This window comes from Roseateles sp. DAIF2 (assembly GCF_015624425.1).
Lineage (GTDB): Bacteria > Pseudomonadota > Gammaproteobacteria > Burkholderiales > Burkholderiaceae_C > Kinneretia.
In genome coordinates this window covers 3,173,184-3,194,425 of record NZ_CP049919.1, presented here as the reverse complement: position 1 = coordinate 3,194,425, position 21,242 = coordinate 3,173,184, and the positions used below count along the sequence as shown (strand labels likewise).

Below are 21,242 nucleotides of genomic sequence, written 5' to 3'. Positions count from 1 at the left end.
CCCTCTTAAGGGGGGCTATCACATTGCAATGGGAAGGAACAGAGTCGTTCGCGAGGTCCGACAATGAATGGGGTATTTATGAATTGCCAATTACTCGTTTCGACTGCGATTGCGACCATTTTCATGGCGCTGACCTTCCAAACGGCTCAAGCCAAACCGTTCAGTGCATCATCTGCTCCAGATATCGCGTCTAGAGCTGCTTTGGAAAAACCATTGAGAAGCCTTAGCGACGGAGCACCCGCTCGGGTTGATCCATCTTGGATAATTCACAAGAATTTCCCAAAGGCAATTGATCAGAATTTTGCCCGATTGGATTCGCGTGAGACTGCTGCGCTCTTGTCTCGTTTGAGTGAGGCCGAGCTCAGCGATTTGGCTCAGCTGTATGTAAACGCATCAACGGATACAGGTCATCAAGGGCGTTTGCTTGACATTCTTTCACATCGATTGAGCGCCCCTGATCTCGGAAGAGTTTCTAGGCACTTTGGCTTTGCGCCTGTGTACGACGCAGTTCTGCGTTCTGCACCAGGGAAGTCTTTGGACTTTCAGAAGAATTCAAATACCATGTTCTCTTCCCCCGTGCCGGGAAGTCGGCAATTTGGCCCGTTAGGAAAATTTGCGCCGGCACGCGCAAAAAATATATCTTACAGCTGGGATTATTACAGAGGGCCTTTCTCGCCTGAGATTGCAAGAAGTGAGACCTTTGATGGGGGGCAACACAAGTTTTGGACGTGCGGGCTTCGTGAAAACACAGATCGGACATTTTTTAAACTACACTCCTACTGAGATTTATCTCAGCTTCCGAACAGCGCCCATCGGCTCTTTGGGCGTAACTGGTGCGCTTTATGAGACAAGTATGTTGCTCGGTAAGCAGGTCGCACTTTCCTACGCAGCCGGCTACGCCGTAGGCACCGTCATCGCCGATCTCATGAGAACATACTCCCCAAACTTGTATGAAACTATGGGTGGCACCATTGCTGGCATGGTCGATGCCTTCAGCACAGCCACATCCCTTGCCGCACAAGGTCAACTGCAGCAGTCTGCAGCTGCCCTGTTTGGACTGGATTCGCAGACCAACTACTTGATGCAAAGTACCGGCGGAGATTGGGATGTCGTCAGTGAATGGCGAGATTGGAGCGGCGGCGGCGGATGCAGCCGATACTATGGAACTCTTTGTGAAGAGCTCTAATGTGCTTTGAATAAATGTGGAGCAAGAGCTTTCATGAAGCCGATTGAATCCTCCCTATTTCTAGTCAAGTTCGCATCTGTGCTCTTGTCCGTTATTCTGATCTTCGATCCGAGCTATCGAGTGATGCCGATTAAGGCTGCTTGGGCAATGCTGGCCGTTCTTTTTTGCATCCACGCTCTTCGTGAAATGTGGCGGCAGCGGCTTTTTAGGAAAACGCCGGGAGAGGTCTACAAGATGACCCTTAGGAGCGGCTATGCCTCAAACACATTTGACTTTCTTGTGGCGTTGCTGATCGCGATCGCAGTGATGACCATTTAGCTAGAGCCTAGCCAGAGTCGGCGACAAGGGCCGCTTGCACTACCGCAAGCGGCCCTTGTTTTTTTGCCATAGTTGGTACTGGGATTGGCTGATGAGGTTTCTCATGCGAAACGCTCGACGGCCGGATCGTTAGCGCTGCCGAAGTCGCCGATACTGACGACGCGTGCCAGCTCGCGTCGTAGTCGGCGGTTCTCGTGCTCAAGTGCCAGGACGCGGCCCGCATGCAACCGGGCCGCGTTGACGGCTTCAGCATCGACGCGCGACATGCCCCAGCGCGTCAGCCGGAACAGGGTAAGCATGACCGGGCGCGGTGCCCGGTCCTCGCGAAGCCATCGCCGCACGGTCGCAAGAGAAACACCAAGCGCCGAAGCCAGCGCGGCCGGCGCTGGGTTGCCGAGGTCGGCAAGGATGTAGCGGAGATCGGGGCATTCTGTCGGCGTCGGCAAGCGGTTCAACATGCTGAACTGATCGTCAGGCCAAGCAGAGCGCTTTAGGATCAGATGGCAGGAGTGCGGCGACAGGATTTCCTTTAACGACTCCAAGGCGCTTCCATAGAAGACGAAGGCGATGAACCAAGGGATTCTCGTCGTTGGAGTGCGACATAAAAGTAGTTACCAGCCTGAGGAGCGACACAAATGGCTTGATTTGCCGCAAGGCAGATTCAGATTCGCTGGGGCTACATATTCGCACGCCGTGAGCGGCTGAGTTGGGAGACTGGACAAGCGGCCCGGCACTCATTAAGAAAACTGGTCGGCGGGGGGCGAACCGGCGTCCGCAAAAAAGCTGTTGGACAAGGTCCACCAAGCCCTGTTTCACATCGACTGCCATGAATCGCAACTTGCCGAAACGGGCTGAAATTTGTGACGCAGAGCCACCTCGATGAACTGCCATGCGCTTGATGCATGTCAATTGCAGGATCGCGGCGGTCGTTAACCTCGACGCATGCCCCGCTTTCTACGCAGCCTCGCCGGCAAGTTGGCGCTGATCCAGACCACTTTCATGATCGTGGCGCTGGCGTCGATCGCCTTCACCCTGTGGGTGTCCTGGCAGCTGGAGGGGGGCGCGGGAGCGATCAACGAGGCGGGCCGCATGCGCATGGCGACCTACCGCATGGTGCTGGACCGAAGCACCAGCGCCGACCCGCAGCAACTGGCTGTGACGGTCGCACAATTTGATGCGATGGTGCAGCGGCTGCGCGAAGGCGACGTCGAGCGGCCGCTGTTTGTGCCTTCCAACGAGGCTTGCCAGACCCAACTGGCTGCAGTGGCGGCGCGCTGGCCGCGATTACGCGAGGCACTGCTCAACTCGGATGAACCACTCCCTTCGCTGCGCGCCGAAGCGGATGCAATGGTCGAGACGGTGGACCGCCTGGTCAGCGCGATCGAGCACACGATCGCGAGCCGGACCGCGATGTTGGGCGGCTTGTGCTTCGGCCTGGTCGTGCTGGTGGCAGCGGCCTCGGTGGCCTTTGTCTCGGGCACCTTCGTCTGGATCGTGCGGCCGCTGCAGCGCCTGCGAGACGGATTGGCCACGATGGCACGGCGCGACTTCTCTCAGCGCATCGACGAGCGGAACTCGGTCGAGGAGTTCGCAAGCCTGGCACGCGGCTTCAACCGCATGGCCGATACCTTGCAGCGTAGCTATCGTGGGCTGGAGGACCGGGTAGCGGAGAAGACCGCCGACCTGGCCCGCCAGAACGAACGCCTCGCCGCTCTTTACGAGGTGGCGCTGCTGGGCAGCAGCCAGACCCGGCTTGAGACGCTGGCGCAGACCTTCGCCCGCAAGATCCGCGAGGTCGCGGGTGCGGATGCGGCGGCGGTGCGCCTGGTTGACCAGGCAGGCAAACGGCTGCTGCTGCTGGCGCAGACCAGCCTGCCGGAGGCGCTGCTCGAAGCCGAACGTTGCGTGCAGGTCGGTTCATGCGCCTGTGGCGATCAGCCGCCAGGCGAGTTGCCGGGGACGCGCGTGATTCCGATCCGTTCGATCGGTCCGCAGTCCCTGCGCCACTGTGAGGCGGCCGGTTACCAGACCGTGGTCGTGATCCCGATGCGAACGGCCCAGCACGGCATCGGCGAGGTCGAGCTGTTCTTCTATGGTGAACGCACGATGTCGCCCAACGAGCGGCAGCTGCTGGACGCGATGGTGGGGCATGTCGCGACCCAGCTGGAGAACCTGCGCTTGGCCGCCCGTGATCGTGAGCTGGCGGTGAGCCAGGAGCGCAACCTGCTGGCTCAGGAACTGCATGACTCGATCGCGCAGTCGCTCGCCTTCCTGAAGATCCAGGTCGCCCTGTTGCGCGACGCGCTCCACAAGAACGAGCCGGCCAAGGTCGATCGCAGCTTGGCCGAGATCGACGCCGGCGTGCGCGAGAGCTATGCCGATGTGCGGGAGCTGCTGCTGCATTTCCGCACCCGTTCCGGTCATGAGGACATCGAGCATGCGCTGCGCAGCACGCTGGCCAAGTTCGAGCGTCAAAGCGGCATTGCGACCTCGATGACGATCAGCGGTGATGCGGTGCCGCTACCGCCCGATCAGCAGGTGCAGGTGCTTCATGTGGTGCAGGAGGCGCTGTCGAACGCCCGCAAGCACTCCGGCGCGGCCGAGGTGGCGCTGCATGTGCATCAGGCGCCGCATTGGTGCTTCGAGGTCAGGGATGATGGGCGAGGCTTCGACGTTGGCCATGGCCCGGGTGGAGAGGAGGGCAGCCATGTCGGTCTGCGCATCATGCGCGAGCGTGCCCAGCGCATAGGCGCCTTGCTGCGTATTGACAGCGCGCCGGGCCGCGGCACGCGCATCCGGCTGGAATTGCCGCCGGATGGCGGCGATGCGGTCGAAACCGATGAGAGCCAGCAGGAGCAAGCCGCATGAACCCAACCCAAGCACCGGTGAGCCTGATGGTGGTGGACGATCATCGCCTGTTCCGGCGCGGACTGGTGGCGCTGCTGTCGCTGGAGCCGGGTCTGGCGGTGGTGGCCGAGGCCGGCGACGGCGGCGAGGCATTGCGCAGCCTGCGCGAGCTGCAGCCCGACGTGGTACTGCTGGACAACCACATGCCCGGCGTCAACGGCGTGGACCTGTTGCCGGGCCTGCTGGAGCTGGCGCCGCGCACATTGTTCCTGATGCTGACCGTCAGCGAGGACGAGGAGGATCTGGCCGCCGCGCTGCGCGCCGGTGCTGCGGGCTATCTGCTGAAGACCATGGACGGTCCGGACCTGGCGACCGCGATCCGCCGGGCGGTGGCCGGTGAGTCGGTCGTCAGCCCGGAGATGACGCACAAGCTGGTGCGGGCCTTCCGCGCCAGCACCTCGGCCCGACCGGAGCCCGTATCGGCTCCGGTTGCTGCATCGATGCAGGGCGAGGATCTGGCGGGCTTGTCGCCGCGAGAGCAGCAGACCCTGCGCGAGCTGGCCCGTGGCGCCAGCAACAAGGAGATTGCGCGCGCCCTGGGCATCGCCGAAACCACGGTGAAGATCCATGTGCAGCACATCCTGCGCAAGCTGGAGCTGAGCTCGCGGGTGCAGGTGGCGGTCTGGGCCACGGAGCGCGGTCTGGCCTGAACCGGCCGCCCGGACGTTTGATCCACCGCAAACGCCTGCATCGCCTAGTTCTTCCGAACTAGTCCAGGACACGACTCCTAGTTCTTTCGCGGCGTGTCGCCTGTGCCGCTGGAGGATGGGCGGAGCGGGCACCGCTTGCGACAGTGTCGACATGGACCAGAAGAGGAGAACTTCCATGTCGGCCTCACAAGGCAATCCCCCCGGCCGCCCGCATGACCGCGTCGGCGCGCGTGCACTGTCGGTGCTGATCGTCAGCACCCTGGCCTTCACCGTCTGCTTCATGGTCTGGATGATGTTTGGCGTGATCGGCATCCCGATCAAGAAGCAGCTGGGGCTGAATGCCACCGAGTTCGGCCTGCTGACCGCCACTCCGGTGCTGACAGGCTCCCTGGTGCGCGTGCCGCTGGGCATCTGGACCGACCGCTACGGCGGCCGCCTGGTGTTCTTTGCGACCATGCTGGCCTGCGTCATTCCGATCTGGCTGCTGAGCTATGCGACCGCCTACTGGCAGTTCCTGCTGCTGGGTCTGTTTGTCGGCTTGGCCGGCGGTTCCTTCTCGGTGGGAACGCCCTATGTGGCGCGCTGGTTCCCGAAGGCGCGACAGGGCTTCGCAATGGGCGTCTTCGGCGCCGGCAACTCGGGGGCCGCGGTCAACAAGTTTGTCGCACCGGTCCTGCTGGTGAGTTTTGGCTGGGTGATGGTGCCTCAGGTCTACGCGGCAGTGCTGCTGGGCACGGCGATCCTGTTCTGGTTGTTCAGTCATCACGACGACGCGCACCTGGTGGCCAGCAGGGCCAGCTTCCGCGAGCAGCTGCAGGCCCTGAAGGATCCCAAGGTGCTGAAGTACTGCCAGTACTACAGCATCGTGTTCGGCGGCTATGTGGCGCTGTCGCTGTGGATGGTGCAGTACTACGTCGGCGAGTACGGGCTGGACATCCGCGTCGCCGCACTGCTGGCGGCCTGCTTTTCCCTGCCCGGCGGCGTGCTGCGCGCCATCGGCGGCTGGCTCAGCGACAAGTACGGGGCCCATAGCGTCACCTGGTGGGTGATGTGGGTCAGCTGGATCTGCCTGTTCCTGCTGTCCTACCCGCAGACCGAGCTGAGCATCCAGACCGTGGACGGCGTGCGCAGCTTCCACATCGGCCTGAATGTCTACACCTTCACCGCGCTGATGTTCGCATTGGGCATCGCCTGGGCCTTCGGCAAGGCCAGCGTCTTCAAGTACATCAGCGACGACTACGGCCAGAACATCGGCGCGATCAGCGGCATCGTCGGCCTGGCCGGTGGCCTGGGCGGCTTCGTATTGCCGATCCTGTTCGGTGTGCTGATGGACCTGACCGGCGTCCGTTCCAGCGCCTTCATGCTGATGTATGGCGTGGTCTGGGTCTCGCTGATCTGGATGTACTGGACCGAGGTCCGCAAGACCGAGGTGATGGGCGGCGCGGCCGTCGCGTCCGGCCGCTGAACCACCGAAGGAGCAACAAGCATGAGCACCACGCCTGCCTACACGGGCTCGCCCTCTCAAGGCGGAAACAGCGCCGACATCGCCGACTGGCGTCCCGAGGACGAGCAGTTCTGGCGCGAACGCGGCAGCCGCATCGCCTACCGCAATCTCTGGCTCTCGATCCCGGCGCTGCTGTGCGGCTTCGCGGTCTGGGGCATGTGGGGCATCATCACCGTGCAGATGCTCAACCTGGGCTTCCCCTTCAGCCAGGCCGAGCTCTTCACCCTGACCGCGATCGCCGGCATCTCCGGCGCGACGATGCGCATCCCGGCCAGCTTCCTGATCCGCCTGGCCGGCGGGCGCAACACCATCTTCCTGACTACCGCGATGCTGCTGGCGCCGGCCATCGGTACCGGCATCGCGCTGCAGCATCCCGAATGGCCGCTGTGGGTGTTCCAGCTGATGGCGCTGTGGTCCGGCGTGGGCGGCGGCAATTTCGCTTCCTCGATGTCCAACATCTCGACCTTCTTCCCGAAGCGCCTGCAGGGCACGGCGCTGGGGCTGAACGCGGGCCTGGGCAACTTCGGCGTCACGACGATGCAGATCGTGATCCCGCTGGTGATGACCTTGTCGATCTTCGGGAGCTTCGGCGGCGAGCCGATGACCCTTCTGAAGGACAGCGGCTGGATCTTCGGCAGGATCGCCGCGGGCACGCCCACCTGGATCCAGAACGCCGGCTTCGCCTGGGTGCTGTCGCTGCTGCCGCTGGCCTTGTTCTGCTGGTTCGGCATGAACAACCTGAAGACGGTGACCCCGGCCGCCGGTTCGCCGCCCGTCGCCTTCCTGAAGATCACCTATCTGTATTCGCTGGCCTTCGTTCCCTCGGTCGCGATGCTGTATCTCTACCTGCCGGCGCCGACCGGGCTGGGCCTCCTGAACATGTGGGTGGCGATCCCGCTGGACATCGTGCTCTCGCTGCTGGTGATGAAGCTGGCGGCCTTCGGCACGATGAAGGAGAACGTCGCCAAGCAGTTCGAGATCTTCCGCAACAAGCACACCTGGGCGATGACGGCGCTGTATGTCGTCACCTTCGGCAGCTTCATCGGCTTCTCGATGGCTCTGCCGCTGGCGATCACGGTGATCTTCGGCTTCATCCACGCGCCCGATGCGGCCGGCGTGATGCAGCACACGCTGAAGAACCCGAATGCGCCATCGGCCTTGACCTATGCCTGGATCGGGCCCTTTGTCGGCGCAGCGGTGCGGCCGATCGGTGGCTGGATCTCGGACAAGGTGGGCGGATCCATCGTGACCCAGATCATCTCGGCGGTGATGGTCGTGGCCTCGGCGGCGGTCGGCTACGTGATGCTGCAGGCCTACGGATCGGCAACGCCGGAGCAGCATTTCCCGCTGTTCATGGGCCTGTTCATCCTGCTGTTCGCAGCCAGCGGCATCGGCAACGGCTCGACCTTCCGCAGCGTCGGCTTCATCTTCGACCGCCAGCAGGCCGGCCCGGTATTGGGCTGGACCTCGGCGGTGGCCGCCTACGGCGCCTTCATCGCCCCGGTGTTGATCGGCCAGCAGATCAAGGCCGGCACACCGCAGTACGCCTTCTACGGTTTCGCCGTGTTCTACGCGGCCTGCCTGGTCCTGAACTGGTGGTTCTACCTGCGCGCCAAGGCGTACGTGAAGAACCCCTGAATCCCTAGGAAACGAGAACCATCATGAGTCATTTCCTCGACCGCCTGAGCTACTTCGCCCAGCCACGGACTTCCTTTGCCGGCCAGCATGGCCGCGTCACCGCGGAGGACCGCACCTGGGAGGACGCCTACCGGGCCCGCTGGCAGCACGACAAGATCGTGCGCTCCACCCATGGCACCAACTGCACCGGGTCCTGTTCCTGGAAGGTCTATGTCAAGGGCGGCATCGTCACCTGGGAGACCCAGCAGACCGACTACCCGCGCACCCGGCCCGACCTGCCCAACCATGAGCCGCGCGGCTGCGCCCGCGGCGCGAGCTACAGCTGGTACCTCTACAGCGCCAACCGGGTCAAGTACCCGATGGTGCGCGGCTCGCTGCTGAGGCACTGGCGCGCCGCGCGCGCGGTCAGCAAGAGCCCGGTCGATGCCTGGGCGCTGCTGGTCGAGAACGCCACCCAGCGCCGCGAATGGCAAAAGGACCGGGGCCTGGGGGGCTTCGTGAGATCCAGCTGGGACGAGGTCAACGAGCTGATCGCCAGCGCCAACATCTACACGGTCAAGAAGCACGGGCCGGACCGCGTCATCGGCTTCTCGCCGATCCCGGCCATGTCGATGATCTCCTACGCCGCGGGCAGCCGCTACCTGAGCCTCTTGGGCGGCGTCTGCATGAGCTTCTACGACTGGTACTGCGACCTGCCACCGGCGAGCCCCCAGATCTGGGGCGAACAGACCGACGTGCCGGAGAGCGCCGACTGGTACAACAGCAACTACATCATCGCCTGGGGCTCCAACGTGCCGCAGACGCGCACGCCGGACGCGCACTTCTTCACCGAGGTGCGCTACAAGGGCGCGAAGACGGTGGCGATCACGCCCGACTACGCCGAGATCTCCAAGCTGGCAGACATCTGGCTGCATCCCAAGCAGGGCACCGACGCCGCGGTCGCGATGGCGATGGGTCATGTGATCCTGAAGGAGTTCTATTTCGACAAGCGGTCGGCCTACTTCGACGACTACGCGCGTCGCTACACCGACCTGCCGATGCTGGTGCAGCTCAAGCGCCAGACCCTGCCGGACGGGCGCGAGCTGCTGGTACCGGATCGCTACCTGCGCGCCAGCGACTTCGGCGCCAAGCTGGGCCAGGCCAACAATCCCGAATGGAAGACCCTGGCGCTGGACGAGAACGGCAAGGTGGTGGTGCCGAACGGCTCGATCGGTTTCCGCTGGGGATCGTCCGAGCGCGATGACCTGGGCAAGTGGAACCTCGAGACTAAGGAGGCCCGCGGCAACGCCGAGGTGAAGCTGCGCCTGTCGACCCTGGAGGACGAGGCGCTGGATCATGAGCTGGTGGAGGTGGGTTTCCCGTACTTCGGTGGCGTGGAGTCGCCGCAGTTCACCGCCAACAAACAGCAGGACGTGCTGGCGCGCAGGGTGCCGGCGCTGCGCCTGAAGCTGGGCAAGCACGAGGCGGCCGCCGAGGTGCTGGTGGCCACGGTGTTCGACCTGCAGGTGGCGCAGTACGGCATCGACCGCGGCTTCGGCGACGACCTGCCGCGCGACTACCTGGACAACAAGCCCTACACCCCGGCCTGGGCCGAGCGCATCACCGGCGTGCCGGGCGCGCAGATTGCTCAGGTGGCGCGCGAGTTCGCCGACACGGCCGACAAGACCCGCGGCAAGGCCATGGTGATCATCGGCGCGGCGATGAACCATTGGTACCACTGCGACATGAACTATCGCGGCATCATCAACATGCTGATGATGTGCGGCTGCATCGGCCAGAGCGGCGGCGGCTGGGCGCACTACGTGGGCCAGGAGAAGCTGCGGCCGCAGACCGGCTGGACGGCCCTGGCCTTCGCGCTGGACTGGATCCGCCCGCCGCGCCAGATGAACGCCACCAGCTTCTTCTATGCCCATACCGACCAGTGGCGCTACGAGAAGCTGGATGTGTCCGAGGTGCTGTCGCCGCTGGCCGACAAGAGCGCCTTCGGCGGCAGCCTGATCGACTACAACGTGCGCGCCGAGCGCATGGGCTGGCTGCCCAGCGCGCCGCAGCTGCAGACCAACCCGATCGATCTGGTCAAGCAGGCCCAGGCCCTGGGCATGGACCCGCGCGACTACGCGGTGCGCGGTCTCAAGGACGGTTCGCTGCGCATGAGCTGCGAGGACCCGGACCACGAGGACAACTGGCCGCGCAATATGTTCGTCTGGCGCTCCAACATCCTGGGCAGCTCGGGCAAGGGCCATGAGTACTTCCTCAAGCACCTGCTGGGCACCACCAATGGCGTGCAGGGCAAGGACCTGGGCAAGGACGAGGCCAAGCCGCAGGAGGTGACCTGGCACGAGCAGGCGCCGGAGGGCAAGCTCGACCTCCTGGTGACCCTGGACTTCCGCATGAGCACGACCTGCCTCTACTCGGACATTGTGCTGCCGACCGCGACCTGGTACGAGAAGAACGACCTCAACACCTCGGACATGCATCCCTTCATCCACCCGCTGTCGACCGCGGTGGACCCGGCCTGGCAGGCCCGGAGCGACTGGGAGATCTACAAGGGCTTTGCGAAGAAGTTCAGCGAGCTCTGCGTCGGTCACCTGGGCGTCGAGAAGGAACTGGTGCTGAACCCGCTGATGCACGACAGCCCGGCCGAACTGGCCCAGCCTTTCGAGGTGAAGGAGTGGAAGAAGGGCGAGGTCGAACTGATCCCGGGCAAGACCGCGCCGCAGCTGGTGGTGGTCGAGCGCGACTACCCGAACCTCTACAAGCGCTTCACGGCGCTGGGCCCCTTGATGGAGAAGATCGGCAACGGCGGCAAGGGCATCGCCTGGAACACCGACGACGAGGTCGAGGCACTGGGAGAACTCAACGGGCGGGTGCGCGACGAGGGCGCGACCCTCGGCCGGCCGAAGATCGAGAGCGACATCGACGCGACCGAGGTCGTGCTGATGCTGGCGCCCGAGACCAACGGCCATGTGGCGGTGAAGGCCTGGGATGCGCTGGCGAAGCAGACCGGCCGTGAACACGCGCACCTGGCCCTGCACCGCGAGGACGAGAAGATCCGCTTCCGCGACATCCAGGCACAGCCGCGCAAGATCATCTCCAGCCCCACCTGGTCGGGCCTCGAGAGCGAGAAGGTCTCGTACAACGCCGGCTACACCAATGTGCATGAACTGATCCCATGGCGGACCCTGACCGGACGCCAGCAGTTCTACCAGGACCATCCCTGGATGCGCGCCTTCGGCGAGGGCTTCAGCAGCTATCGGCCGCCGGTGGACCTGAAGGCGCTGGCCGAGGTGCATGGCCTGAAGAGCAACGGCCACAAGGAGATCGCGCTCAACTTCATCACGCCGCACCAGAAGTGGGGCATCCACAGCACCTACAGCGACAACCTGATGATGCTGACCCTGAACCGGGGCGGCTCGGTGGTCTGGATCAGCGAGGACGACGCTCGGAGCGCGGGCATCGCCGACAACGACTGGGTCGAGCTGTTCAACGCCAACGGTGCGATCGCGGCCCGGGCCGTGGTCAGCCAGCGCGTCAAGAACGGCATGGTGATGATGTACCACTCCCAGGAGAAGATCATCAACACGCCGGGCTCCGAGATCTCCGGCACACGCGGCGGCATCCACAACTCGGTGACCCGCATCGTGCTCAAGCCCACGCACATGATCGGCGGCTACGCGCAGCTGAGCTACGGCTTCAACTACTACGGGACCATCGGCACCAACCGCGACGAGTTCGTGCTGGTGCGCAAGATGGCCCGGATCGATTGGCTGGACGAGGAGTCCGCAGAACAAGGAGCAAGGGCATGAAGATCCGCGCGCAGATCGGCATGGTGCTGAACCTGGACAAGTGCATCGGTTGCCACACCTGTTCGGTCACCTGCAAGAACGTCTGGACCAATCGGCCCGGCATGGAATACGCCTGGTTCAACAACGTCGAGTCCAAGCCCGGCATCGGTTACCCCAAGGAATGGGAAAACCAGCAGCGCTGGCATGGGGGCTGGCAACGCCTGCCCAACGGATCGATCGAACCGCGTCAGGGCGGAAAGTGGAAGCTCCTGATGCGCATCTTCGCGAACCCGAAGCTGCCGCAGATCGACGACTATTACGAACCCTTCACCTTCGACTACGACCACCTGCAGTCCGCGCCCAAGTCCAAGGCCGCGCCCACCGCGCGCCCGCGCAGCCTGATTACCGGCCAGCGCATGGAGAAGATCGAATGGGGGCCGAACTGGGAGGAGATCCTGGGCGGCGAGTTCGCCAAGCGCAGCAAGGACCCGAACTTCGAGGATGTGCAGAAGGACATCTACGGCCAGTTCGAGAACACCTTCATGATGTACCTGCCCAGGCTGTGCGAGCACTGCCTGAACCCCGCCTGCGTCGCGAGCTGCCCCTCCGGCTCGATCTACAAGCGCGAGGAGGACGGCATCGTGCTGATCGACCAGGACAAGTGCCGGGGCTGGCGCATGTGCGTGTCCGGCTGCCCCTACAAGAAGATTTACTACAACTGGCAAAGCGGCAAGGCCGAGAAGTGCATCTTCTGCTATCCGCGCATCGAGGCCGGCCAGCCGACCGTGTGCTCCGAGACCTGCGTCGGCCGCATCCGTTACCTGGGCGTGCTGCTCTACGACGCCGACCGCATCGAGGCGGCCGCCAGCGTCGAGCATGACAAGGACCTCTATCAGGCCCAGCTGGACCTGTTCCTCGATCCCCACGATCCGCAGGTGATCGAGCAGGCCCGCCGCGACGGCATTCCCGAGGCCTGGCTGGAGGCGGCGAAGAGGAGCCCGGTCTACAAGATGGCGGTCGACTGGAAGGTCGCGCTGCCGCTGCACCCGGAGTACCGCACCTTGCCGATGGTCTGGTACGTGCCGCCGCTGTCGCCGATCAGCGCCGCGGCGCATGCCGGCCATATCGCGGCCAAGGGTGCGATCCCCGATGTCAGCGAGCTGCGCATCCCGGTCCAGTACCTCGCCAACCTGTTGACCGCCGGCGATGTCGCGCCGGTCGAGCGGGCGCTGGAACGCATGCTCGCGATGCGCGCCTACCAGCGCGGCAAGCATGTGGACGGCGTCGAGGACTGGGCGGTGCTGGACCAGGTGGGCCTGCTCAAGCGCGAGGTCGAGGACATGTACCAGGTGATGGCGATTGCCAACTACGAGGACCGCTTCGTGATCCCGAGCTCGCACCGCGAGTACGCCGAGAACGCCTACGACCTGCGCGGCGGCTGCGGCTTCAGCTTTGGCAACGGCTGCTCGGAGGGGCAGAGCCACGAGACCAGCCTGTTCGGCGGCGGCGGGCGCCGCACCATCCCGATCAAGGCCACGCTGTGAGGAGCGCATGATGATCAAGATCTCCAAGAAGAAGGACCCGCAGCAGCCGATTGCCGACAGCTGTCGCGTGCTGGCACATCTGCTGAACTATCCCGGCCCGGAGCTGCGATCCGCGCTGCCCGCGCTCGCGGCAGCGCTGCGCGAAGAGGGCGCGCTGTCCGAGGCGCGCCAGGCCGAGCTGGCCATGCTGATGGCGACGCTGCAGCGCGGCGATGCCTACGAGGTCGAGGCGCGCTATGTCGAGAGCTTCGACCGCGGCCGCGCCACCAGCTTGCATATGTTCGAGCATGTGCACGGCGACTCGCGCACCCGCGGGCCTGCCCTGGTCGACCTGGTGCAGACCTACGAGGCTGGCGGCATGTTCTTTGACGCCAGCGAACTGCCGGACTTCCTGCCGGTGGTGCTGGAGTTCGCTTCAACCCAGGAACCGGCCACCGCGCGCGCCTTCCTGGCCGAACTGGCCCATATCCTGAGCTCGATCCATGCCGCGCTGATCAAGCGCGACAGCCTCTATGCGGCAGCGATCGGCGCGGTGCTGGAGCTGGCCGGAGAGAAACCGCGCACGTTGCAGATCACGCCGGACGAGCCGCTGGACGAGAGCTGGCAGGAGCCGGCCGCCTTCGACGGCTGCAGCTCGCGCGGCCAGCAGGGGCCGCAGCCCGTCCACATCGTTCGCAAGAGTCCCGTGTCACAGCAAGGAGGGCGCGCATGAGATCCCTGGATTTCGCCCTGTTCGGCATCTATCCCTACATCTGCCTGGCGGTGTTCCTGGTCGGCAGCCTGCTGCGTTTCGACCGCGACCAGTACAGCTGGAAGAGCGACTCCTCCCAGCTGCTGCGCGCCGGCAGCCTGCGCTGGGGCAGCAACCTGTTCCACGTTGGCGTGCTGTTCCTGTTCTTTGGCCATAGCGTGGGCATGCTGACGCCGCATTTCCTCTATGAGCCCTTCATCAGCGCCGGCCACAAGCAGCTGATGGCCATGGTCAGCGGCGGCATCGCCGGTCTGCTCGCCTTCATCGGCGTCAGCCTGCTGCTGCATCGCCGGCTGTCGGACATTCGCATCCGTCGCAACTCCAAGGCCAGCGACATCCTGCTGCTGGCGCTGCTGTGGCTGCAGCTGGTGCTGGGCCTGGCGACCATCCCGCTGTCGGCCCAGCATCTGGACGGCGGCATGATGATGAACCTGGCCGAGTGGGCGCAGCGCATCGTCACCCTGCGTGGCGGCGCGGTCGAGCTGCTGGCCGAGGCCTCCTGGGTGTTCAAGCTGCACATGTTCCTGGGCATGAGCCTGTTCCTGGTGTTCCCCTTCACCCGGTTGGTCCATGTCTGGAGCGGCTTCGGAACCCTGGCCTATCTGGTGCGGCCCTACCAGCTGGTGCGTAGCCGCCGCCTGTCTCTGCCGCCGGGCCATGACCGTCTGACGCGCTGAACGAGGAGTTTCCAGACATGAACGAGAACATCACATCCTGCGGTGGCGGCAACTGCGGTTGCGGCTCGCGCGACGAGACGGCGACCGTGGCGCGTGTCAATGGTGTCGCTCTGCATGGGCCCGGCGAGCGGCTGGACGAGGCCGAGCTGCGCCAGCGCGCCTACAGCGAGCTGCTGCGCCAGCAGGCGCAGCGCGAGGGCCGCCTGGCCCTCGCGGACCAGCCGGCTGTCGACGGCGTGCTCAGCGCCGCCGCCTCGGCCGCGATCGAAGCCCTGCTGGAGTCGACGCTGCAGCCGGCCGAGCCGGACGAGGCCGCCTGCCGGCGCCACCATGCCGCGCATGCGGCGCGCTATGCGGTGGGCGAGCGGGTGCTGGCCGCGCACATCCTGTTTGCGCTGACCCCGGCCACGCCGGTCGAGGCGCTGCGCCGCCGCGCCGAGGCCCTGCTGGTGGAGCTGCGCTGCGCCGACGCGATGGCTTTTGCGCGCGCCGCGGCCGACAACTCCAACTGCCCCAGCGGTGCGCAGGGGGGCTCGCTGGGCTGGCTCAGCCGCGCCGATTGCATGCCCGAGTTCGCCGCGACGCTGTTTGGCCAGGACGAGGCGCAGGCCCATGTCGGCGTGCTGCCGCGCCTGCTGCGCTCCCGCCATGGCTTCCACATCGTCAAGGTGGACGCGCGCGAAGCGGGCCAGCGCCTGCCTTTCCAGGCGGTGCACCGAACGATCGCGCAGACGCTGGAGCAGCAGGCGCGGATGACGGCCTTGTGCCAGTACCTGAACGGCCTGGCGGCGGAGGCCGTGCTGGACGGCGTGGTCCTGGAGGGGGCCAGCACGCCGCTGCTGCAGTAGGCGGGTGAACAGTCTATGCCCGACGAGCTGATTGCGCGCCTGCGCCGTTTCAACACCGACTACTTTCCCCGCTACCGGGCGCGCTTCCAGGACCTGGTGGCCCAGGGGCAGCACCCCAGCACCCTGTTCATCGGCTGTTCGGACTCGCGTCTCGTCCCCTATCTGCTGACCGGTGCCGGCCCCGGCGAGCTGTTCCTGGTGCGCAATGTCGCTGCCTTCGTGCCGCCCTATGACGGCAGCCGGGGCCACCACGGAACCGCTGCGGCGATCGAGTACGCGGTGCTGGCGCTGGACGTGCGCCATATCGTGGTCTGCGGCCACAGCCATTGCGGCGGCATCCGCGCGCTCTACGGCGACCCGCCGCCCGGTGCCAGCAACCTGGCCGCCTGGCTGGAGCTGGGGCGCGATGCGGTGCTGCCGGTGCAGCTGTCCGACGAGGCGCTGCGCCGCACCGAGGAGCGTTCGGTGGTGCTGCAACTGGAGCGGCTGATGGACTATCCGATGGTGCGCGAACAGGTGGAGCGCGGACGCCTGGCCCTGCATGGCTGGCACTATGTGATCGAGCGCGGCGAGGTCAATGTGTTCGACGTGAATCTGGGCTGCTTCGTGCCTGCCTCGCGTTCGGAGCACAGCGGCACCGGCCCCTATCCGGCCAGCGGCGATACCGGGCCCCTGTTCAACGAGATCGACGAGGCCTGGGGGCCGCGGGGCGGACCTTAGGAGGCATCAGGCATGGGCCCCGTGCAGGTATCAGGCCTGCTTGTCACGGCCGACCAGTCGCGCCCAGCGCAGTAGCTCGGCATCATCCGCCAGCCGCGCACGCGTTGCAGCCGCGCCGGGATGCCTGCGAATCCTCTGCAGCAAGGTTTCCTCGTTCAGGCTTGAGATATAGACGGCTACCTGCTGTTCAGAGGGAATGAAACCCTTGTTGGCCAGGCTATAGCCATGGATCATGATGGCCTCGATGACGCCGGCCATCTGCTTGTCGATGAATCGCTGATCGGGGGGCGGGGCGGGATACTGACTACTGCTCATGAGCGCTATTGTGGCCCGGGCCGGCAGCCACGCAGCCTGGGCTCCCGGAGGCGGTCCAGAGGCCAGACCGGATCAGCGCAGGTGGAAGCGCCGGAAGCCGGCGGCCAGCCGCTGCAGCATCGCCGCATCAAGCTCGGGCGGATGCACGCCATCGCGGCGCTGCAGCGCCCAGTCGCGCACCCCCAGCCCGGACAGCTCGGAAGCCAGGGCCTCCAACTCTTCCGCCGGGAACAGCTCCGGGTGCCAGGTCGTGCGGCATTCGTGTGCGACCCGGCTGCGCAGCAGGTGTCCCAGCGAGGCGCGCAGCTTGGCGGCGCTGCCGGGGGCACCGCTCAGCGCATCCAGGCGTGGCCAGGGCGCCTTGATGTCCAGCCCCACCCAGTCCAGCAGCGGCAAGAGACCGACGAGGCGCAGCGGGTACATGCCGGCCGTGTGCAGGCCGACCTGGAAGCCCAGCGCGCGCACCTGGGCCGCGGCGGCCGGCAGGTCCTGCTGCAGGGTCGGCTCGCCGCCGGAGAACACCACGCCGTCCAGCAGGCCGCGGCGCTGCTCGAGAAAGCGCAGCACCGCGGCCCAGTCCGGCGCTGGCGTGGCACCCGGTGGCGTCTCGGCGGGCTGCAGGCCGGGGTTATGGCAGTAGCCGCAACGCCAGGGGCAGCCCTGCAGAAACACCACCGCGGCCAGGCGCCCCGGCATGTCGATGGTGCTGAGCGGCTGCAGGCCGCCGATGCGCAAGGGCATGGCGGCTTGCGTCAGGCGGCGCGGCGCATGCCGGCCGGCTCGGCGAAGAAGCGGCGCTCGCGATGCTCGCCCTGCTTGCCGGTGTTGAAGCTGGCGACCGGGCGGTGGTAGCCCATCACCCGGGTCCAGACCTCGCAGGGCTGGCGCTCTTCGTCGCGCAGCAGGATCGCGGTGCCCTGTACTTCGGTTATCGGATGGTTCGTCGTCATGGGATCAGCTCCTTGTCGCTGGTGATGGAACAGGGGGGCTTGCGCGCCAGCAGCTCGGCGTCGCACTTGGGACAGAAGGCATGCTCGCCGGCCAGATAGCCATGCTTCGGGCAGATGGAGAAGGTCGGCGTCACGGTGATGTAGGGCAGGCGGAAGCGGCTCAGCGCGCGGCGCACCAGTTCGCGGCAGGCGGCGGCGTCGCTGACGCGCTCGCCCATGTAGAGGTGCAGCACGGTGCCGCCGGTGTATTTGGACTGCAGCGCCTCCTGGCGGTACAGGGCCTCGAAGGGGTCGTTGGTGAAGCCGACCGGCAGCTGCGATGAATTGGTGTAGTAGGGCTGCTCGGCGCTGCCGGCCTGCAGGATGGCGGGCCAGCGCTTCCTGTCCTCGCGCGCGAAGCGGTAGGTCGTGCCCTCGGCCGGCGTGGCCTCCAGGTTGTAGAGATGGCCGGTCTCCTCCTGGAAGGCGGTGATGCGTGCGCGAACATGGTCCAGCAGGCGCAGTGCCAGCGCATGACCGGCCTCGGTCGTGATGTCCTCAGCATCGCCGCTGAAATTGCGCACCATCTCGTTCAGGCCGTTGACGCCCAGGGTCGAGAAATGGTTGCGCAGGGTGCCGAGGTAGCGCTTGGTGTAGGGGAACAGGCCCTGGTCCATCAGGCGCTGGATCAGCTTGCGCTTGATCTCCAGGCTCTGCTTTCCCAGCTCCAGCAGCCGATCCAGCGCGGCCAGCAGGCCGGCCTCGTCGCCGCGATGCAGGTGGCCCAGGCGGGCGCAGTTGATGGTGACGACGCCGACGCTGCCGGTCTGCTCGGCACTGCCGAACAGACCGTTGCCGCGCTTGAGCAGCTCGCGCAGGTCCAGCTGCAGCCGGCAGCACATCGAGCGCACCATGTGCGGCTGCAGCTCCGAGTTCACGAAGTTCTGGAAGTAGGGCAGGCCGTAGCGGGCCGTCATCTCGAACAGCGCGGTCGCGTTCTCCGATTCCCAGGGGAAATCCGGCGTGATGTTGTAGGTCGGGATCGGGAAGGTGAAGACCCGGCCCTTGGCGTCCCCTGCGGTCATCACCTCGATATAGGCGCGGTTGATCAGGTCCATCTCGGCCTGCAGCTCGCCGTAGGCGAAGGGCATCTCCTCACCGGCGATCACCGGCACCTGCTCGCGCAGATCCTCGGGGCAGGTCCAGTCGAAGGTCAGGTTGGTGAAGGGCGTCTGCGTGCCCCAGCGCGAGGGCACGTTGAGGTTGTAGACCAGCTCCTGGATGCACTGCCGCACCTGGGCGTAGCTCATCGCGTCCTTGCGCACGAAGGGCGCCATATAGGTGTCGAAGGACGAGAAGGCCTGGGCACCGGCCCATTCGTTCTGCAGGGTGCCAAGGAAGTTGACGATCTGGCCCACCGCCGAGCTCATGTGCCGGGGCGGCCCGGCCTCGACCTTGCCCGGCACGCCGTTCAGACCCTCGTGCAGCAGGGTGCGCAGCGACCAACCGGCGCAGTAGCCGCTGAGCATGTCGAGGTCGTGGATGTGGAGGTCGCCCTCGCGATGCGCGCGGCCGATCTCCGGCGCGTAGACATGCGAGAGCCAGTAGTTGGCCGTCACCTTGCCGGCGACGTTCAGGATCAGGCCGCCCAGCGAATAGCCCTGGTTGGCATTGGCATTGACGCGCCAGTCGGCGCGTTCCAGGTATTCGTTGATCGAGCTTTCGACATCGACCAGGGTCTTGCGGTCCTGGCGCAGCCGCGCATGCTGCTCGCGGTAGACGATGTAGGCGCGCGCGGTCTTCAGGTGGTTGGCGGCGATCAGGGTCTGCTCGACCACATCCTGGATCTGCTCGACGCCGGGCGTCTCGCCGGTGAAGCGGTGCGCAAGCACCTTCAGCACGCCGGCGAGCAGCAGGCTCATCTCGTCGCTGCCGTATTCGCCGCTGGCGATGCCGGCGCGCTGCAGCGCCAGCGCGATCTTGCCGGGATCGAAGGGAGCGCGGCGGCCGTCGCGCTTGAGCACGGTGCCGGGCAGGGCGGCGGGAGAGGTGTTCGGCATGGGCAGGTCTTCAGCACTAGATGTGGGGTGAAGACTAGCTGCTGGACACTAGATGTGGTTTTGCGTCAGCGCAAACTCCCGGGCTTGCTGCAGCAGGCTCTCGATCTGCCGGTCCTTCTCGCGCCACAGCTGTTCCAGCCAGCGGTGGAACTCGGCGCGGAAGGCGCTGTCGCCGCCGTAATCGCCCTCGCACAGGGCCGGCGGGATCGGCAGCTCGCGCAGTCGCAGGATCACCCGGCCGCAGCGCCCCGACAGCAGGTGCCAGAAGCTGGGCGTGCCGTCCGGGTAGACCAGGGTGACATCCAGCAGGGACTGGAACTGCCGGCCCATCGCATGCAGGCTCAGCGCCAGCGCGCCGGCGCGGGGCTTCAGCAGATGGCGGTAGGGCGGCGCCTGGCGGCGATGCTTGGCCGGCGTGAAGCGCGTGCCCTCGGCGAAGTTCATCACGCTGGTCGGCAGCAGCGCGAACTTTGCGCAGGCGCGCCGCGTGGTCACGCGGTCCTGATCGCGCAGCTCGGGGCGGCGGCGCAGCGCGGCCTTGGAATGGCGGCGCATGAAGGGAAAGTCCAGCGCCCACCAGGCCAGGCCGATCACCGGGACATAGATCAGCTGCTGCTTCAGGAAGAACTTCAGCATCGGGATGCGCCGGTTCAGCGCACGCTGCAGCACGAAGATGTCGACCCAGGAACGGTGGTTGCAGTTGACCAGGTACCAGCCGTCGGGGCGCAGGCCCTCGAGGCCTTGCATATCCCAGGGCGCATGCTGGATAAGCGCGAGCCAGCGGCTGTTGGCGCCGATCCAGGCGGTGGCAATCAGGTTGAGCAGCGGGTCGATGCGCCGGCGCACCGCTGGCAGCGGCAGCATCAGCTTGAGCAGGGCCAGCGCCAGCAGCGGCAGGCAGCAGAGCAGGGTGTTGACCGCCAGCAGCAGCAGGGAAAGCGCGCCGAGCGCGCCGGAAAGCAGGCGCCTCATCGGGATAGAGGTTTGCTTCAGTCGAAGCTCAGCGAGTTGCCGTCGCGATCCAGCGCCAGCAGCCCTTCGATGCGGCCCTGCCGGACCCGTTCGATCAGCTGCCGCAGGCCGGCGTCGATCTGCGTTGCGTCGGGGGGCGCGCCGCGGCGCCCGGACAAACCGGCCGCGAAAAGCACCTGCCAGGGCGGACCGGCCTGAGCGGCTTCGGCGCGCAATGCGGCGAAGCCATGCAACTCCTCCGGCGCCTTGTCCACGCACATCAGGGGCGCCAGCGCACCGCCGCGGCCGGCGGCAAAGGCCGCGCGCTGGGCCGCATCGGCATCCTCGGGCAGCTCGCTGCCCGCGAACACGAACAGCAGGCGCTGGGGCTGCAGCTGGGCCTCGGCGGCGCGGCGCAGCTGTTCGAACGGAGTGGTATCGATCATGGACCGAAGGTTC

The 21,242-nt window shown here is 65.8% G+C and carries 20 protein-coding genes; 13 read left to right on the top strand and 7 right to left on the bottom strand.

From position 1 onward, the window contains the following. Nucleotides 1–123 precede the first annotated feature (123 nt). From G8A07_RS14645 to G8A07_RS14635, 3 genes are read left to right on the top strand one after another with little or no spacing between them, the layout of a single operon-like run. On the top strand, nucleotides 124–783 hold the full coding sequence (locus G8A07_RS14645) for a hypothetical protein (RefSeq protein ID WP_195792780.1): 660 nt from the start codon (nucleotides 124–126) through the stop codon (nucleotides 781–783). After that, nucleotides 740–1,186 carry a hypothetical protein gene (locus tag G8A07_RS14640; protein ID WP_195792779.1) on the top strand — a complete coding sequence of 149 codons (447 nt, stop codon included), beginning with the start codon at nucleotides 740–742 and terminating at the stop codon, nucleotides 1,184–1,186. Before G8A07_RS14645 ends, G8A07_RS14640 begins: the two co-directional genes overlap by 44 nt. 33 nt (nucleotides 1,187–1,219) lie before the next feature. Further along, a complete protein-coding gene (locus G8A07_RS14635; RefSeq protein WP_195792778.1) occupies nucleotides 1,220–1,504 on the top strand; it encodes a hypothetical protein in 285 nt (94 codons plus the stop codon). A 101-nt stretch (nucleotides 1,505–1,605) separates the two neighbouring features. Here G8A07_RS14635 and G8A07_RS14630 read toward each other — a convergent pair whose 3' ends face one another. Further along, nucleotides 1,606–2,046, bottom strand: a complete 441-nt coding sequence (locus tag G8A07_RS14630) for a hypothetical protein (RefSeq protein ID WP_195792777.1) — start codon at nucleotides 2,044–2,046, stop codon at nucleotides 1,606–1,608. Nucleotides 2,047–2,479: 433 nt separating this feature from the next. Here G8A07_RS14630 and G8A07_RS14625 point away from each other — a divergent pair, with 433 nt between their 5' ends. The 10 genes from G8A07_RS14625 (at nucleotide 2,480) to G8A07_RS14580 (ending at nucleotide 16,528) form a co-directional block, all read left to right on the top strand. Beyond that, nucleotides 2,480–4,372 (top strand): type IV pili methyl-accepting chemotaxis transducer N-terminal domain-containing protein, encoded by a 1,893-nt coding sequence (locus G8A07_RS14625; RefSeq protein ID WP_195792776.1) that lies wholly within the window; start codon nucleotides 2,480–2,482, stop codon nucleotides 4,370–4,372. Then, nucleotides 4,369–5,061, top strand: a complete 693-nt coding sequence (locus G8A07_RS14620) for a response regulator (RefSeq protein WP_195792775.1) — start codon at nucleotides 4,369–4,371, stop codon at nucleotides 5,059–5,061. Before G8A07_RS14625 ends, G8A07_RS14620 begins: the two co-directional genes overlap by 4 nt. A gap of 175 nt (nucleotides 5,062–5,236) precedes the next feature. Next, the gene (locus G8A07_RS14615) at nucleotides 5,237–6,526 is read left to right on the top strand and encodes a nitrate/nitrite transporter (RefSeq protein WP_249936998.1); all 1,290 of its coding nucleotides are present in this window, start codon (nucleotides 5,237–5,239) and stop codon (nucleotides 6,524–6,526) included. A 21-nt stretch (nucleotides 6,527–6,547) separates the two neighbouring features. Then, nucleotides 6,548–8,203, top strand: a complete 1,656-nt coding sequence (locus tag G8A07_RS14610; RefSeq protein ID WP_195792773.1) for an MFS transporter — start codon at nucleotides 6,548–6,550, stop codon at nucleotides 8,201–8,203. A 23-nt stretch (nucleotides 8,204–8,226) separates the two neighbouring features. Further along, a complete protein-coding gene (locus G8A07_RS14605; RefSeq protein ID WP_195792772.1) occupies nucleotides 8,227–12,009 on the top strand; it encodes a nitrate reductase subunit alpha in 3,783 nt (1,260 codons plus the stop codon). After that, nucleotides 12,006–13,532 carry a nitrate reductase subunit beta gene (gene narH, locus G8A07_RS14600; protein ID WP_195792771.1) on the top strand — a complete coding sequence of 509 codons (1,527 nt, stop codon included), beginning with the start codon at nucleotides 12,006–12,008 and terminating at the stop codon, nucleotides 13,530–13,532. Before G8A07_RS14605 ends, narH begins: the two co-directional genes overlap by 4 nt. A gap of 7 nt (nucleotides 13,533–13,539) precedes the next feature. Further along, nucleotides 13,540–14,244, top strand: a complete 705-nt coding sequence (gene narJ, locus G8A07_RS14595; RefSeq protein ID WP_249936997.1) for a nitrate reductase molybdenum cofactor assembly chaperone — start codon at nucleotides 13,540–13,542, stop codon at nucleotides 14,242–14,244. Continuing rightward, nucleotides 14,241–14,960, top strand: coding sequence for a respiratory nitrate reductase subunit gamma (gene narI / locus G8A07_RS14590; RefSeq protein WP_195792770.1), 720 nt, complete (start codon nucleotides 14,241–14,243; stop codon nucleotides 14,958–14,960). Before narJ ends, narI begins: the two co-directional genes overlap by 4 nt. Before the next feature lie 17 nt (nucleotides 14,961–14,977). Beyond that, nucleotides 14,978–15,808, top strand: a complete 831-nt coding sequence (locus G8A07_RS14585) for a peptidylprolyl isomerase (RefSeq protein WP_195792769.1) — start codon at nucleotides 14,978–14,980, stop codon at nucleotides 15,806–15,808. A 15-nt stretch (nucleotides 15,809–15,823) separates the two neighbouring features. After that, the gene (locus tag G8A07_RS14580) at nucleotides 15,824–16,528 is read left to right on the top strand and encodes a carbonic anhydrase (protein WP_195792768.1); all 705 of its coding nucleotides are present in this window, start codon (nucleotides 15,824–15,826) and stop codon (nucleotides 16,526–16,528) included. A 30-nt stretch (nucleotides 16,529–16,558) separates the two neighbouring features. Here the strand turns inward: G8A07_RS14580 and G8A07_RS14575 are convergent, their stop codons facing one another. From G8A07_RS14575 to G8A07_RS14550, 6 genes are all read right to left on the bottom strand, one after another. Beyond that, nucleotides 16,559–16,843 carry a hypothetical protein gene (locus G8A07_RS14575; protein ID WP_195792767.1) on the bottom strand — a complete coding sequence of 95 codons (285 nt, stop codon included), beginning with the start codon at nucleotides 16,841–16,843 and terminating at the stop codon, nucleotides 16,559–16,561. 72 nt (nucleotides 16,844–16,915) lie between these two features. Further along, a complete protein-coding gene (locus tag G8A07_RS14570; protein ID WP_195792766.1) occupies nucleotides 16,916–17,584 on the bottom strand; it encodes an anaerobic ribonucleoside-triphosphate reductase activating protein in 669 nt (222 codons plus the stop codon). A gap of 11 nt (nucleotides 17,585–17,595) precedes the next feature. After that, on the bottom strand, nucleotides 17,596–17,793 hold the full coding sequence (gene nrdD / locus G8A07_RS28100; RefSeq protein ID WP_195792765.1) for an anaerobic ribonucleoside-triphosphate reductase: 198 nt from the start codon (nucleotides 17,791–17,793) through the stop codon (nucleotides 17,596–17,598). Beyond that, nucleotides 17,790–19,832 (bottom strand): ribonucleoside triphosphate reductase, encoded by a 2,043-nt coding sequence (locus tag G8A07_RS14560; RefSeq protein WP_195792764.1) that lies wholly within the window; start codon nucleotides 19,830–19,832, stop codon nucleotides 17,790–17,792. Before G8A07_RS14560 ends, nrdD begins: the two co-directional genes overlap by 4 nt. Nucleotides 19,833–19,880: 48 nt before the next feature. Continuing rightward, the gene (locus G8A07_RS14555) at nucleotides 19,881–20,804 is read right to left on the bottom strand and encodes an acyltransferase (RefSeq protein WP_195792763.1); all 924 of its coding nucleotides are present in this window, start codon (nucleotides 20,802–20,804) and stop codon (nucleotides 19,881–19,883) included. A 17-nt stretch (nucleotides 20,805–20,821) separates the two neighbouring features. Then, nucleotides 20,822–21,229 carry a ribonucleotide reductase subunit alpha gene (locus G8A07_RS14550; RefSeq protein ID WP_195792762.1) on the bottom strand — a complete coding sequence of 136 codons (408 nt, stop codon included), beginning with the start codon at nucleotides 21,227–21,229 and terminating at the stop codon, nucleotides 20,822–20,824. Nucleotides 21,230–21,242: the final 13 nt, after the last annotated feature.